Here is a 14471-nt window from a genome sequence, read left to right on the forward strand (position 1 = left end):
CCGAACAATCATGAAGTCTACCTATATAGCTGCTCTTTTCCTGTGCAGTACGCTGCTCACGGTCTCGTGTAAAAAGTTTCTCGATGTAGTGCCTACGGAGATCACTACCTCGAAAGATGTATGGTCCAATATTGAAAATGCCGACAAAGCGCTGGCTGCCCTGTACAATGCCATGCCCAATAACGGATTTTACGGTACGATGCTATGGGCCAGCAGCGATGAGTCGATGAACCATTGGGAATCGCCTGCCGAGCTCTTGTTCAATTACGGTGCCTGGGGGCCGGGCAATAACCCGCTGGATGAATGGCGTAGCCGGTTTGGTAATATCCGGGCTGCTAATTTTTATATCGAGCATGTGGAAAAAGTGCCGTTGACCGCCAACCAGGTCCAGTTTTACGGGCCTATCATTCCGCGGTTGAAGTCGGAAGCCCGCTTCCTGCGTGCCTTTTACTATTTTGAGTTGTTCAAACGATATGGCGCCATGCCGCTGATCACGGAAGCGCTGGACCTCAACGACCCTAAGAATGCAGAGTTGGCCAGGACACCGTCGGATTCGATCGTGCACTTTATTGTAACAGAGCTGGATGCCATTGCGCCTTTGCTGCCGACGGATTATTCAACGGCCGATGTGGGTCGTATAACGCGTGGTGCTGCACTGGCACTGAAATCAAGGACTTTGTTGTACGCCGCCAGTCCACTGTTCAACGGCAACAGCCTGTATACGGAGATCAAGAACCGTGACGGCAAAGCACTCTTCAATACGACGTACAGTGCCGACAAATGGAAGCGGGCGGCCGATGCCGCCAAAGCGGTGCTGGATATGAACTTGTATACATTGTATAATCCAACGCCCACCAACCCGGTCAATACCTACGCGCAGTTGTTCTATACGCGCGAGTACAATGAGAATATCCTGGCGTATTCTATGCCCAATACCACCGATCTGGAACAGACCTTTCTGCCCAATGGCGCAGCCTTTAAAGGCAATGGCAAACTGAGCCTGCTGCAGGAGTTTGTGGATGCCTACGAAATGAAAAATGGGTTCCCTATCAACGAACCAGGTTCCGGCTATACCACCCAGGGTTTCTGGAGCGGTCAGATGTGGGATGGTCTGCGCCAGAGCAATGTGTCGAACATCTCCAATATGTACAAAGACCGTGATCCGCGCTTTTATGCTACCGTATTCTTCCAGTATTCAGCCTGGCGCCTGCAATCGGTGGGCCGCCCGGTGAAGCTGGCCTGGTGGGGTAATAACAAAAGCGATGGCGATGGCTGGCCAAAGACCGGTACCAATTGCGTGAGCGGTTATAACCTGCGGAAGTATAGTTCGCCCAATGTAGACCGCGTGAATGGCCAGGGACAGGGGCAGCGCAATGCGCCCATCTTCCGCCTGGCGGAGATCTACCTCAACTATGCCGAGGCGATGAATGAATATTTATCGGCACCGGATGCCAACGTGTATGCGGCAGTGAATGCTGTGCGGGCGCGGGTTGGCATGCCAGCATTGCCCATCATCCCGTCTGACAATACCAAAGAAGGTATGCGCCAGCGTATCCGCAACGAGCGTAGGGTTGAGTTGGCTTTTGAAGGCCACCGGTTCTGGGATGTGCGTCGCTGGCTGATCGGCACGCAGGTCGACAATACGGATGTACACGGCATGAACGCGAGGCCTACAACGGCCGAACTGGCGGCCACTGGTTTGGACGTGAACAGCGAAGCCGCCGGTGTGGCTGTGTTTTACAAACAGGTGGTCATCCAATCCCGGAGTTTCCAAAGCAAACATTACCTGATGCCCATTCCCCCCACGGAGATCGACAAAGACAAGAACCTCGTGCAAAACTTCGGCTGGTAATAACATGCGTTCACTTCTAAACACGATACAGTGAAAAATATATTTCTGGCCATGATAGCCTGTATGGCTGTCTTTGCCTGTCAAAAACCTTCTTTCGAGTATGATATCATTATGAAGTCGCCCGTGCTGACGGCTTCTACCGACTCTATCACCTTGCTCAAAGGCAATAGTGCCAACAATGCGGCGACCTTTACCTGGACGAATGGGTCCAATTATGGCACGAGTGCCTCCATCACGTATACGCTGAAGATCGGTAAGCGGGGGAGTGACTTTGCCAATGCGGTCAGTGTGCCGATGGGGCAGAGTTATTCCAAATCTTTCAGTGTGTTGCAACTGAATGCGCTGTTGCTCGACAGTCTTCACCTGACCGTGAATACCCTCAGCGAGATCCAGGTGCGGATCGTAGACACGATCCATGCCAAACCGGTGAAGCTGGATTCGAGCAATGTGGTGTATTTGAAAGTGGTACCTTTTATACCGCCGGTAACGGCCCTGTTTATTACGGGTGATGCCATAGCTGGTGGATGGAACTACGACAACCCGGTGGCGATGACGCTGAATGCGAAAAATCCCAACCAGTTCCTGTATTATGAAGTGCTGCAGGCGGGAGAGTTTGAGATACCCGTGGCGAAGGGCAAGCCCGATGGTGATTTCTACCGACCATTGACCCATCATCCGGATATAGTGGATGGTAAATCCGTGTACGTTTCCGGCGGCAGCACACCAGCGAATACCAACCGTTGGTTGATCAGCACGCCCGGCGCTTATAAAATTACGATGGATGTCAGCGATCCTGCTTATATCACCATCAAGCCATTTACACCTTATGCCAAATTGTGGATCGTGGGGGATGCAACGCCAGCGGGATGGAATATCAATAATCCAACCCCTATGGTGCAAACGCCGGGTAATCCTTATGAGTTTTCTTATACGGGTGAGTTGAAAGCGGGCGAGTTCAAGATCCCGGTGGGGCTGGGCAACTGGGGAGGCGATTACTATATGCCACCCACCAATTTTCCGGACATCAGTAAAACGGAGGTAGTATTTATTCCGGGCGGCAATCCCGATAACAAATGGAAAATCACGGCTCCGGGCAATTACAAGGTCACCATCAACCAATTGAAAGAGACGATCTTCATTGTAAAACAATAAAGTCATGCTGTTGGCCCTTATGCAGTGGGGACCAATAGGAGTATTCGAGTCGCAAACCTATGGCCCGGAAGGGCTGTAGGTTTTTGTGTTTGTTGAGTGGATTGCAGGAATCAACGAGCGGGTGACGCGTAATGCGCCACGCCAAATAAATAATAATGATTTGTCCTCCCGGCCTTTCGTCATTCGTCGTACTGGAAATAATACCAGCATCATGAAAAAGCTATTGCATGTTACCTCGAGCGCCAGGGGCGCTCAGTCGTACAGCAGAAGACTGAGTCAGGCCATTGTGCAGAAATTAATGGAGCGGCAGGATATCGATACCGTGGTAGAACGGGATCTTGTTAAAACCCCTCCGCCCTATTTAGATGAGTCGTTGATCGGGGAGTTTTATAAATATGTTACTGATATACAGGCCGATGATCAAGTGCTGACTTATGCCAATGCGGCGTTGGGAGAACTGAAACAGGCTGATATTATTGTATTGAGCACCCCCATGTACAACCTGGGTGTTTCTGCATTGCTGAAAGCCTGGATCGATCAGCTGGTGCGTGTGGGGCTTACTTACCGGTTCAATGCAGACGGAACCAGAACGGGTTTGCTGGCCGATAAAACAGTGTACCTGGCTATCGCATCGGGCGGAAGAGCAGCCTATATGCCCGATGGGTACGAATTTATTGAATCCTATATTAAAGCCGTATTCAGCACCTACCTGGGCATTACGGATGTATATACCTACCGGGTAGAAGGCACAGCCGAAAAGGATTGTACGGTCAACTACGCTGCCATCATTCAGGGTATATAAATAGTCCTCCTGTTGAAGCGCATAAGCGGGTCATCGGCCGGATGGATCTGACCTGAAGCTCTATAATATTTCTGATAGAAGACTATTAGTCATGTTATTTTATTTATAGGTAAATAGCCGTGAACTTTGCCTTCGTAAATATTATGAAGTATGGCTATCAACATTTTTAAGCCGGCCGCGGTCGGCCAATTGAACGTTCAGAACCGTATCGCCATGGCGCCGCTGACGCGTGCGCGCAACAAAGATGGCGTACCCAAGGCATACAATGTCAATTATTATGAACAGCGTGCCGGTGCCGGCTTGATCGTCACGGAGGGAACGGCGATATCGCCCACCGCTAAAGGGGTACTACACATTCCTGGGTTGTACACCCAGGAGCAGGTAGCTGGCTGGAAGGCCGTGACGGAGGCCGTACACGCCAAGGGCGGTAAGATCTTTACGCAGTTATGGCATGTGGGCCGTGTATCGCATACCTCCATTCAACCCAATGGGGGGGCACCGGTAGGCCCGTCTGCCATCGGCGCCACGAACTCTTTTGCCTGGGGATATGATGAAGATGGTAAAGAGGGATTTGTACCCTGTTCCGTGCCCCGGGCATTGCCTGTCGAGGAGATCAAAGGAGTCGTAAAGGATTTTAAGAACGCTGCGATCAACGCCATCGCTGCTGGTTTTGACGGTGTAGAGTTGCACGGCGCCAATGGCTACCTGATCGAACAGTTCCTGAACCCGGCTGTCAACAACCGGACTGATGATTATGGCGGAAATATAGAGAACAGAAGCCGTTTCCTGTTGGAGGCGATCGACGCGGTGGTGGCTGCTATTGGCGCTGATAAAACAGCCATTCGTCTGACGCCTTATGGTGGACTGCATGAAATGCCCCATTATGCGGAGATCGATGCTACTTACCAATACCTCGCTACTGAACTGGGTAAACGCGGTATCGCTTATATCCATTTGATGGATCAACAATCCCGGGGAAGTTATGCTATACCTGCTGTGTTCTTACAACAATTCAGGAGTTGGTACAGCGGCACGCTCCTCCTGGCCGGCGGCATGACCCGAGCGAAGGCGGAAGAATTGATCAATGCAGGAACCATTGACCTGGCGGCATTCGGTGAGCCCTTTATTGGTAATCCCGACCTGGTCGACAGGTTGCAGCACAACTGGCCATTGACCAAATCGAATCCTGCTTTGCATTATGGACTCACGATGGAAGGGTATCTCGATTGGCAGCCGTATCAACAACCTGTGGCGACCGTAGCGTAGATCACTTTGTGTATTCATAAGAAAAACAGCCGGCTCACAGGTGGAGACCGGCTGTTCCTTTTTAGGTATCGCTTAAAATGATGGTGGGGGTGCTTTCAGATCTCCATCCAGGAAGTCGATGACCATCGGCATCCATACTTTTGTATTTACCATCATACCGATATGGGTAGTGCCGGGCAGGATGGCCAGGCGTGACTCGGGCAGGCCACCCATATCACCCATTTTACCGCCGCCCTTGGCTTTGAACAGTTCGATCGCATGTTCGTACCGAACACCATCCGCATCACCGATAAGCTGGAATATGGGTGCTTTGATTTGCTTAGCGGCAGCTGTCCAGTCATAGGTGCCTATGTCGGCACTCATAACCTTTTTGATAAAGTCGCCGAAATGGGTGGTGTCATTATTATTGTACAACTTAAATTGGTCTTCGATGGGAGTGCCTTTGAACATGTCCGGGGTAAAGGTGGCGAAACTGGCTTCCACTTCTGGCCACCAGCCGTCGTGTGCATAAGTGCTGGACAATATCACGAGTCTGCGCAGTTGTTGCGGATGCCGGATGGCAAACTGATAGGCTATACCACCACCCATACTATAACCCAGTACATCGGCGCTGTCGATCTTCAGGTGTGTTAATAGTCCCGATACATCATCAGCCATGTTTTCGTAACGGAAGGCGCGGGGAATGTCTTTGGTGCGTCCATGCGCTTGCATTTCTGCGACGATCACCTGGCGGCCTTCGGCGAATTGAGGGATGATGGAAGCCCAGTTTGTGTTAATGTTCATGAAGGAGCCATGCAGCAGGACCAGTGGTTTACCGGAACCATACACCTCATAATACATCTTAAGGCCGTTAACGTCTGCATAGCCACTATCGGTGGCTTTTAAAGCAGTGTCTTTCACTGCGGGTGTGGTGGTGGGTGTTGTTGTTGGACTCGTTTGGCAGGAGGCGATAACTGCCATTATCAGCAGCCATGGTAAGGTCGCTTTCATGTACTATACGTTTTGTTAGAATACAAATGTCGTTGCACCGGGGGAAACCAAGGTGGTGTGTAAGCGACAAGGATAGGGCGGAAAACGACTTTCAAAGAGTCGGGCTGCTGCCGGTTGCCGGGCGAAAAGCATCAATTCTCCTGCTGCTTCAGGAATTGGGTAGGTGTAAAGCCGGTTTCTTTACGGAACAGGCGCGAGAAGTAAGGCGGATTTTCAAAGCCCAACCGGTAAGCCACTTCTGCAATAGTGTAGCGGCCACTATTGAGCAGGTTCTTGGCTTCCGATACCAGGAAATGCTGTATCAGGTCCATGGCGGTTTTGCCGGTTTCCTGCTTGAGCAGGTCGCTGAGGTAACGGGGTGATACATGCAATTCACTGGCAAACATCGCTACGGTAGGCAGGCCTTTTTCTTGTAGTAGTCCCTGTTCGAAATAAGCCGACAAAGCATCCTGGAATTTTGTGACAGTACCGCCCGATAGCATGCTGCGGTTCATGAACTGCCGCTTGTAGTAACGTTGCGCGTATTTCAGGATCGATTCGATATGGCCGATGATGATCTCACGGGTAAACTCGTCCTGGTTGTTCTTGTATTCCAGGTCGATCTTGTCAAACAGTTCCCACATGGTCTGTTCTTCCCTGGGCGAAGTATGCAGCGCTTCATTTAATTCGTAATTAAAGAAACTGTATTTTTTGATCTGTGTATGCAGGGGATGCCCATGCAGGTAATCTTCGTGGAACCAGATCTCGAAGCCATCACCTTCCAGGGCAATGTCTTTCATTTGAATCACCTGTTGAGGTTTCATGAAATACATAGAGCCGCTTTCGTGGTCATACTTTGTTTTGCCATAGCGGATCTCCCCGGTCTGTATTTTTTTCAACGAGATGATGTAGAAATCGGCCGTGACTTCATAGCTGGCCACATTGCGGAGGGGATTGCACCGGAATAGCGTCAGCAGCGGATGCTCCGGGTCCGGGTAATGATTGCAGCGGTGTACATCACTCAGTCTTTTGAAATGCATAAGGCGATGTATTAGGGTGGCCAGCCTATGTTGTCACAGACTGGCCACGGTATAAAGTTACGCATTCTCCAGGGCCTGCAGGCCATGGGCTTTGCTCGATACATCTTGCCAGGTTTCCCACTCGGCCAGTCGTTCTGCATAAGCCAGCTTTGCCAGTGGCAGGGCATTTTTGCCGAGGATGAACCGCAGGGGAGGCGTTGGGCTATCTACCAGTTGCAGGATGGCCGCTGCGGTCGCCTGCGGGTCGCCATAGGCGTCGGGCCCGGCGACATTCGGATCGGCATAAAGTTTAGCCCGCACCGCATCATAAGCGGTGTTAGGTTGACTATTGATCGTGGTACTGCCGAAACTGGTGGCAAAGCCATTGGGCTGAACGATGGTCACGTGTATACCAAGATCTTTTACTTCCAGCGCCAATGCCTCACTGAGTCCTTCTACGGCAAACTTGCTGGCGCTATAGATGCCGAGGGTGGGGAAGGTGTAGATACCCAGCGCGCTGGACAGTTGCAGGATATGGCCATGCCCCTGTGCCCGCAGGATGGGTAGGGCAGCTTGTGTCATCCAGAGTGTCCCGAAGAAATTAGTGTCCATCAGGTTTTTGGCATCCTGCTCACTGAGTTCTTCCACAGCTCCCACCACACCGGAACCGGCATTGTTGATCACGACATCGATGGTGCCAAAATGAGCTTTGGCCTTTTCGATGGCCTGGAAGGAAGCAGCCCGGTTGGTGACATCCAGTTCGAGGGCCAGTACTGCGCTGCCATATTTGTCGACCAGATCTTGGGTACCCGATAGTTTGCGGGAAGTAACCACGACGTTATCACCCCGTTGCAGGAATGCCTCGGCCCATATTTTCCCCAATCCGCGGGAAGCTCCTGTAATAAATATTGTCTTTGCCATGTTTGTCTATTTTAATAACACAAAGCTAGACATCCCCCCGCCCTGGCACTGATACAAAACAGCACAATACGGATACAGAATTACGGAATACACCGCAAAGGGGCCGCCCGTACACCGGTGCAGCCCCTTTGCGATGGTAGTGATGACGCTTACAGCGAAAAGCCATAGGCCACCCGCAGACCAAAATAAGAGGGATTGTGTTGCCCGTCCACGATCCTGGACACACGCTCATAACGGAAACCTGCATCGATGCTGCTGCTGCCACCGAGGGGTACAGTAACACCTACCTGCGGAGCGTACACAAAAGCAGCAGTTTTGTCAGCTTTTACTTTTGTTTTGTTGGTAATAAAAGCGGCACCCGCATCTGCCTGCACATACAGCAGTTTAATGGGATAATACTTAACGCCCACTTTTACCGGCAAAAAGCTGAGGTTCTCTCCCTGTTTATTCTTGTCGTCATCATTGAAGAAGTTCAGGAAGCCGGCATTCGCTACCAGGTGCAGCACCTGGGGTACAACCGGAAATTCAGCCTGTATGGAGCCACCGATGCCCCAGTTGTAGCCATCGGAAAAGTTGCCCACCGGAAGCGCCGCATCGGGACCAACACTGAACCTGATCCTGGAAGAGGGAGATTGTTTGTCCTGTGCCTCACTGTTCATAAATGCTGTCGTCAATAAACCGAGCAATAGGGTAGATCTGAATACATGTTTCATAATAATGCTATTGGTGAATAAAATGCAAAACTCATTCGTCGCGGATTGTGATTGATTGCATTTTCGGTCAAAGGAATTGGCATTTTCGTTCAGATTGACAATAGTTATCTATGCGATCAAGGTGGTGGTGTTAGTCCGCATAAAGGAATGTCCGGTTCACCCGGGTCTTTGTCCCGTTGGCGGGTTGGGTGCTTGACCCCGGAGGCTTTTCACCGCTATTTTTACGGGTAATTATTTAACAGCAAAAAGTATAGCGATGAAAAAAGCAAAGCAAATCATAGCCTCTACAATGCTGAGTGGTGCGATGGCACTGCAAGGTACGGTGGCTCATGCGCAGGCGGCCAAGCCCGATGAAAGCATTCGCCCCTTCAAAGTACAGGTGTCCGATGCGGAACTGGCCAATCTGAAGAAACGTATCCTCGCCACCAAATGGCCAAAGAAAGAGCTGGTTGGGGATGCCACTCAGGGTGTACAACAGGGAACGATGGAAAAGCTGGCCGACTATTGGGCTAAGCACTATGATTGGCGTAAGGTGGAGAAGCGATTAAATGCGTTACCCCAGTTCGTTACCAATATCGATGGCCTCGATATCAACTTCATTCATGTGCGGTCGAAGCATAAGAATGCGTTGCCGGTGATCATTACGCATGGCTGGCCAGGATCGATCATCGAGCAGATGAAGGTGATCGGGCCGCTGACAGACCCTACTGCCCATGGCGGTACTGCGGAGGATGCATTCGATGTCGTGATCCCTTCTTTGCCTGGCCATGGTTTTTCTGCGCAGCCTGCCGTGCTGGGTTGGAACCCTGAAAAGATTGCCAACGCCTGGATCACGCTGATGCGCAGGTTGGGATACAAGCAATTTGTAGCACAAGGTGGCGACTGGGGCAATGCCGTATCGGAAACCATGGCGCTGATTGCGCCGCCCGAATTGCTGGGTATTCATACCAATATGGCCGCCACCGTGCCGGCATCGATTTCGGCGGCGCTGGCAGCTGGTAAGGAACCGGACGGACTGAGCGCCGATGAAAAGAAAGCCTACCAGCAGTTGGACTTCTTCAACAAAAAAGGCTTGGGCTATGCCCAGGAGATGGGGCTGCGGCCACAGACCTTGTATGGTCTCGAAGATTCACCCATCGGATTGGCAGCGTGGATGCTGGACCACGACGCGAAAAGTTATGAGCTCATCACGCGGGTATTTGATGGGGTGGAAGAAGGTTTGTCGCGGGAAGATATCCTGGAGAATATTACCTTGTACTGGTTGACGAATACGGCGGTGTCTTCAGCGCGGTTGTACTGGGAGGCCTTCCAGGTAGCCAAGGGTGGTTTCTTCGATCCGCGTCAGGTGCAGATACCGGTCGCCGTGAGTGCTTTTCCGGATGAGATCTATACGGCGCCGGAAAACTGGGCAAAGGCAGCCTATCCCAAGCTCATCTATTATAACAAGTTGAATAAGGGTGGACACTTTGCGGCCTGGGAACAGCCGGCAGCGTTCACCAATGAATTACGGGCGGCGTTCAGGTCGTTGCGATAAGGTTACTGGTTACTGTGTAATAAATTGGATCATTCATTACCTAACATGTTCAATCATTCAATCATGGGAACGATAACAAGACCTGCCAGGGTGCTGTATACCGCGAAGACGCATACCACAGGTGGCCGCGAACACGGGTTGTCGAAGAGTTCAGACGGTCGCCTCGAAGTGCACCTCGCTTCGCCGGCCAGCACCAACCAGGGCACGAATCCGGAACAATTGTTTGCTGCCGGTTGGTCGGCCTGTTTTGAAGGCGCTATGCAGTTGGCGGCGCAGCAGCGAAAAGTGACGCTGCCGGACACTGCTTCCATCGACGCTGAGGTTGACCTGCGTTTCGATAACGGACAATTCTCCCTGGAAGCACGCATGAACATCACCATCCCCGAACTGAGCCGGGACCTGGCAAAGGAGATCGTTGAAGCGGCGGAAAGCATTTGTCCCTATTCGAAAGCGGTGAAAGGCAATATTGTAGTTGAGTACAATCTGGTATAGACGGTTTGCATTTTGAGTTGGTTTTAGCTGTTAAACCGGGCTGGTTGGTACAACCAGTCCCGGTTTTTTGTTTTGTTTAGGCATAGGCCGCGTGGTCGGCCATGGTAGGTACCGGCTCGTAAGGAAAGCTGATGGTGATTGTTGTACCGTTGCTGCCAGACAGGGTAAAACTACCACTGATCTCCCGTACCAGGCCACGCATGAGGTTAATACCCATGGATTCCAATCGCTGGATATCGAAGCCGGGTGGCAGGCCAATACCATTGTCCTGGATGGTGAGTTGGTAGTGGTTGCCCGTGGTATTTGCCAGTGTGATCGAGATCAATCCTGCCCGTTTGTCCGGAAAGGCATATTTATAGGCATTGGTGATGGCCTCGTTGAGAATAAGTCCGAGGGGAATACAATGTGCCAGGTCGAACTCTACGGGCGCGATCTGTAATTGAAAACGCACATCGCTGTCGGCATAGCTTTCGCTCAGCGATTCGACCAGCTCATGCAAATAATCCTGTATCCTGACGGACGAGAGGTTGTTGGATTTGTACAACCGTTGGTGAATGAGGAGCATCGCTTGGATGCGCTGCTGACTATCGTTGATGGCGCTGATCGCGACATCGTTCTTCAGGTAGGCCGATTGGGTACCGAGCAGGCTCATGACCGTTTGAAAGTTGTTCTTGACACGATGGTGGATCTCCTTGAGCAGCCATTCTTTTTCGATCACCAGCCCCTCCAGTTGCTCATTCTTTTGCGAGATGATGGCATTGCTGCGCTGTTTGTTGCGGTATTGCCGGTAAAGCAGCGCGATGATCAGCAAGGCTGCCAGGATGCCTGCAATGGTAAGATAAGTGAGCAGGTTAGCCTGACGAAGATCAGCTTTCTGCAGGTCGTTGGCAAGCTGAAGATTGATGATATTCTTGTCTTTGAGTTTGATCGAGTCTTCTTTTTGCGCGACTTCGTACTCGATACCTGCCACTTGTAGTTGCCGCAAATTGTTTTCAGAAAATATGGAATCTGTTACCTCCTTATAGCGGGACAGGCTATGGAAGGCCGCCTGGTAATCGCGGCGTGCCGAATCTAATTTGTAATGCAACTGAAGATTACGCGACATCTCACATTTCGTGCAAACACGCCGTTCCCATTCGTCACTTATGTCGAGGTAGTGTTGGGCTTTCGCGTTTTGACCGGTGTACAAGTAGAAGGTCGCAATATAGCGGTTTAGAGAGCCTCGGTTGATGGCTGGAAATGCTGCCTCTTTATCCAGTGCCAACAACTGGTTGCAAGCCTGCTGGGCCTTTTCGCGCTGTTGCAGGCGCAAGTTACTGACGAGTACAATCCTGTAATACGCGTATTTAATTGTATAACTATCTTTTTCCTTTAGTAGGTGCAGGGGGTAGTCCCGAAGTATCTGCAAGGCCATCACCGGTTGGTTTTCGCAATAAATGTAGGCTGCATTACAGACCGTTAAAGCTATCGAAAAACTTTCATCAACCTTTTTTGCGTATGTCAGTGCTTGTTTATAATAGCTGGCTGCCAATTCGTTGCGGCCTATTTTATGGTAGATCATGGCTAAGCCGTGGTGGATCTTATACATTTGAATAGAGCTATCACCGGTCAAGGTTGCAGCTCTGAGTGACCTGAAGTAATAGTGTATGGAGAGTACGTATTCGTCTAACTGAAAATACAATTCCCCAATCAATAACCCAACATCCTGCACTTTGGGGTAACCTATCGAATCATATAGAGCGAGCGACTGCAGCAGCAATTGGAGGCTTTGATGACGGTTACGGTTTACGAATGTCAGATCCCCCAGCATTTCCAGTGAACGTGCCATCCTGAGTGTATCGCCAGCCAATTGAAATGCTTCGACGGCTTGACTAACCAGGTTCATCTTTACTGCCCGCTGTATTGAATCCTGATATGAGTAATACATGGATAACTCATACAAGGCACGCCCCAGCAGCCCTTTCAGTTGGCTGTTTCGGAGTAGTCTCACAGCTTCTCCTGCTTTATTAAAACCGGTTTCACGAGCGCCTCTTTCGCGCTCTAAGTACGATTGGTTGACCAGGATATAGGCAGCAGCGTCGGCTGATTTGTTTTTTTTATTAAGTGCAATGGCCTGGTCGATGTAGGTCTGGCCACTATCGAGGTCGATCTTGTTCTCGCCTGCCTTAAAGATGTGGAATTGTGCCAGGTTTAATAGCGTTTCTATTTGAGTGGCAGCTTTTGTGTTGGGCAGGAGGGCGAGCATCGAGTCTGCTTCATGGCGGGAGATGGCATCAATCTGTGCCTGTACAGAAGATGTTAATAAGGTGGCGGTCATCAATACAACCATAAATCGCATAGTCATGTGAGATATTTTTGAAGCCTTGAAGATAGGATGGCGTGTACACAATTTTCGCCCACAACGAAATCTCAGTGACTACCATGGCTACACCACGATATTTCGTTGTGGTTGAGCGTGTGTTTTATGCTATCTGGTTGAAAAGCAGTGCATTGCTGATCTGGCACAGTCTTCGTTCTCTTATGGCAGCGATGAGTCTTACAGCATCCGTCGTCCTGTCCGATTAACCATTCATTATAAAAATAGTTACATGAAACCGTGTACCATCTCCAGTCAGCCGGGGGCCAATCAGCCTATGCCTATCCTGGCCAACGCAACAACAACGGCCTCGATCCTGCAGGCCTTTTCTGCCAGCAACCTGCAACAGTTGCTCCAGCTGATGAAATTCCCGGCCTGTCATCAATTGATGTCTCATCTACTGGCTGGTGACAGCAAAAAGAGTTTTCTGGTAATGAAAGACAATAAGTACCGTAGTGTTCCGACGCAAGATATTGCGTTGTTCTTTATCACTGAAAGTGCGCCGTCACTCCAATGTTTCAATGCCGCCGTGTTTTCACTACAGCAATCGCTTGATATAGTGCAGCACCGTTTGCCCGCCCGGCAGTTTTTCCGGATCAACCGGCAATGCCTGATCAATTTCAAGCTGGTGAAAGATGTTGATACCTATTTCGGCAGGAAACTGCTGGTGAACCCGGTCATCCCGGTGCCACAGCCTTTGGTGGTTCCCCGCGAAAAGGTGAGTGCCTTCCTGGAATGGCTGGATAATCGCTAGAGCCTCGGATGTGATGTAGATCACATTTGACTGAATGTGATCCATGTCACGCAATCACGCTATGAATTCGTCGCAAATTTGTATTCAAATAAATCTTACAACAATGAGCAATCAAACATTCAACATCGTTCCCGCACAAAGCAAGATCGATTGGGTAGGCAGAAAAGTAACCGGTACACACTTTGGCACCATCGCGATCAAATCGGGCATCCTGTATGCAGAAGCAGAAAAACTGGTAGGTGGCGAAGTAGTGGTAGATACTGCCTCCATCAAGATCGATGATGTGACCGATCCGGCACTCAATGCGCAGTTTGCCGGTCACCTGGCTTCCGATGATTTCTTTTCTACTGCGCAGTATCCAGAAGCAGTGCTGTTGATCACGGCGGTAAGCGGCAATTTCATCAAAGGCGATCTGACGATCAAAGGCATCACCCATTCGGTAGAGTTCGCGGCTGACCTGAACGTGGCTGGCGATACGCTGAAGGCTACCGGTACCATCGTGATCGACCGCACCAAATACGGCATCAAATTCCGTTCGGGCAATTTCTTCCAGAACCTGGGAGACAACCTGATCTACAATGATTTTTCACTCACCATTAACCTGACCGCGCAGGCTGCTTAAGCAGCCTGGCGGCCATAAA

At 50.6% G+C, this 14471-nt stretch carries 13 protein-coding genes; 8 read left to right on the forward strand and 5 right to left on the reverse strand.

Annotation, left to right across the window (positions count from 1 at the left end):
- Positions 1-10 precede the first annotated feature (10 nt).
- From P2W70_RS11225 to P2W70_RS11240, 4 genes are all read left to right on the forward strand, one after another.
- Complete coding sequence (locus P2W70_RS11225; protein ID WP_276481550.1) at positions 11-1852, forward strand: RagB/SusD family nutrient uptake outer membrane protein; 1842 nt, start codon at positions 11-13, stop codon at positions 1850-1852.
- A gap of 30 nt (positions 1853-1882) precedes the next feature.
- Positions 1883-3004: a SusE domain-containing protein gene (locus P2W70_RS11230; protein ID WP_276481551.1), complete on the forward strand. Its 1122-nt coding sequence runs from the start codon at positions 1883-1885 to the stop codon at positions 3002-3004.
- Positions 3005-3215: 211 nt separating this feature from the next.
- Positions 3216-3806, forward strand: a complete 591-nt coding sequence (locus P2W70_RS11235; protein WP_276481552.1) for an FMN-dependent NADH-azoreductase — start codon at positions 3216-3218, stop codon at positions 3804-3806.
- A gap of 150 nt (positions 3807-3956) precedes the next feature.
- Positions 3957-5072: an alkene reductase gene (locus P2W70_RS11240; protein WP_276481553.1), complete on the forward strand. Its 1116-nt coding sequence runs from the start codon at positions 3957-3959 to the stop codon at positions 5070-5072.
- A 72-nt stretch (positions 5073-5144) separates the two neighbouring features.
- Here the strand turns inward: P2W70_RS11240 and P2W70_RS11245 are convergent, their stop codons facing one another.
- From P2W70_RS11245 to P2W70_RS11260, 4 genes are all read right to left on the reverse strand, one after another.
- On the reverse strand, positions 5145-6062 hold the full coding sequence (locus P2W70_RS11245; protein ID WP_276481554.1) for an alpha/beta fold hydrolase: 918 nt from the start codon (positions 6060-6062) through the stop codon (positions 5145-5147).
- Positions 6063-6193: 131 nt separating this feature from the next.
- On the reverse strand, positions 6194-7081 hold the full coding sequence (locus tag P2W70_RS11250) for a helix-turn-helix domain-containing protein (protein ID WP_276481555.1): 888 nt from the start codon (positions 7079-7081) through the stop codon (positions 6194-6196).
- A gap of 57 nt (positions 7082-7138) precedes the next feature.
- Complete coding sequence (locus P2W70_RS11255) at positions 7139-7981, reverse strand: SDR family NAD(P)-dependent oxidoreductase (protein WP_276481556.1); 843 nt, start codon at positions 7979-7981, stop codon at positions 7139-7141.
- A gap of 149 nt (positions 7982-8130) precedes the next feature.
- A complete protein-coding gene (locus tag P2W70_RS11260) occupies positions 8131-8694 on the reverse strand; it encodes a hypothetical protein (protein WP_276481557.1) in 564 nt (187 codons plus the stop codon).
- Positions 8695-8950: 256 nt separating this feature from the next.
- Here P2W70_RS11260 and P2W70_RS11265 point away from each other — a divergent pair, with 256 nt between their 5' ends.
- Positions 8951-10228, forward strand: a complete 1278-nt coding sequence (locus tag P2W70_RS11265) for an epoxide hydrolase family protein (protein WP_276481558.1) — start codon at positions 8951-8953, stop codon at positions 10226-10228.
- A 63-nt stretch (positions 10229-10291) separates the two neighbouring features.
- Positions 10292-10720 (forward strand): organic hydroperoxide resistance protein, encoded by a 429-nt coding sequence (locus P2W70_RS11270; RefSeq protein WP_276481559.1) that lies wholly within the window; start codon positions 10292-10294, stop codon positions 10718-10720.
- Positions 10721-10796: 76 nt separating this feature from the next.
- Here P2W70_RS11270 and P2W70_RS11275 read toward each other — a convergent pair whose 3' ends face one another.
- Positions 10797-13064, reverse strand: a complete 2268-nt coding sequence (locus P2W70_RS11275; RefSeq protein ID WP_276481560.1) for a histidine kinase dimerization/phosphoacceptor domain -containing protein — start codon at positions 13062-13064, stop codon at positions 10797-10799.
- A 244-nt stretch (positions 13065-13308) separates the two neighbouring features.
- On the opposite strand from P2W70_RS11275, the gene P2W70_RS11280 reads away from it, so the two are divergent.
- Both P2W70_RS11280 and P2W70_RS11285 read left to right on the forward strand, forming a co-directional pair.
- The gene (locus P2W70_RS11280; RefSeq protein WP_276481561.1) at positions 13309-13830 is read left to right on the forward strand and encodes a LytTR family DNA-binding domain-containing protein; all 522 of its coding nucleotides are present in this window, start codon (positions 13309-13311) and stop codon (positions 13828-13830) included.
- A gap of 103 nt (positions 13831-13933) precedes the next feature.
- On the forward strand, positions 13934-14452 hold the full coding sequence (locus tag P2W70_RS11285) for a YceI family protein (RefSeq protein WP_276481562.1): 519 nt from the start codon (positions 13934-13936) through the stop codon (positions 14450-14452).
- Positions 14453-14471: the final 19 nt, after the last annotated feature.

Origin of the sequence: Paraflavitalea pollutisoli, from assembly GCF_029360705.1 — a bacterium.
GTDB lineage: Bacteria > Bacteroidota > Bacteroidia > Chitinophagales > Chitinophagaceae > Paraflavitalea > Paraflavitalea pollutisoli.

Excerpts from the sequence above, each read along its gene's own strand:
- P2W70_RS11245 (WP_276481554.1), bottom strand. The coding sequence starts at position 6,062 with ATGAAAGCGACCTTACCATGGCTGCTGATAATGGCAGTTATCGCCTCC.
- P2W70_RS11265 (WP_276481558.1), top strand. The coding sequence starts at position 8,951 with ATGAAAAAAGCAAAGCAAATCATAGCCTCTACAATGCTGAGTGGTGCG.
- P2W70_RS11240 (WP_276481553.1), top strand. The coding sequence starts at position 3,957 with ATGGCTATCAACATTTTTAAGCCGGCCGCGGTCGGCCAATTGAACGTT.
- P2W70_RS11235 (WP_276481552.1), top strand. The coding sequence starts at position 3,216 with ATGAAAAAGCTATTGCATGTTACCTCGAGCGCCAGGGGCGCTCAGTCG.
- P2W70_RS11275 (WP_276481560.1), bottom strand. The coding sequence starts at position 13,064 with ATGACTATGCGATTTATGGTTGTATTGATGACCGCCACCTTATTAACA.
- P2W70_RS11225 (WP_276481550.1), top strand. The coding sequence starts at position 11 with ATGAAGTCTACCTATATAGCTGCTCTTTTCCTGTGCAGTACGCTGCTC.
- P2W70_RS11255 (WP_276481556.1), bottom strand. The coding sequence starts at position 7,981 with ATGGCAAAGACAATATTTATTACAGGAGCTTCCCGCGGATTGGGGAAA.
- P2W70_RS11280 (WP_276481561.1), top strand. The coding sequence starts at position 13,309 with ATGAAACCGTGTACCATCTCCAGTCAGCCGGGGGCCAATCAGCCTATG.
- P2W70_RS11270 (WP_276481559.1), top strand. The coding sequence starts at position 10,292 with ATGGGAACGATAACAAGACCTGCCAGGGTGCTGTATACCGCGAAGACG.
- P2W70_RS11285 (WP_276481562.1), top strand. The coding sequence starts at position 13,934 with ATGAGCAATCAAACATTCAACATCGTTCCCGCACAAAGCAAGATCGAT.
- P2W70_RS11260 (WP_276481557.1), bottom strand. The coding sequence starts at position 8,694 with ATGAAACATGTATTCAGATCTACCCTATTGCTCGGTTTATTGACGACA.
- P2W70_RS11250 (WP_276481555.1), bottom strand. The coding sequence starts at position 7,081 with ATGCATTTCAAAAGACTGAGTGATGTACACCGCTGCAATCATTACCCG.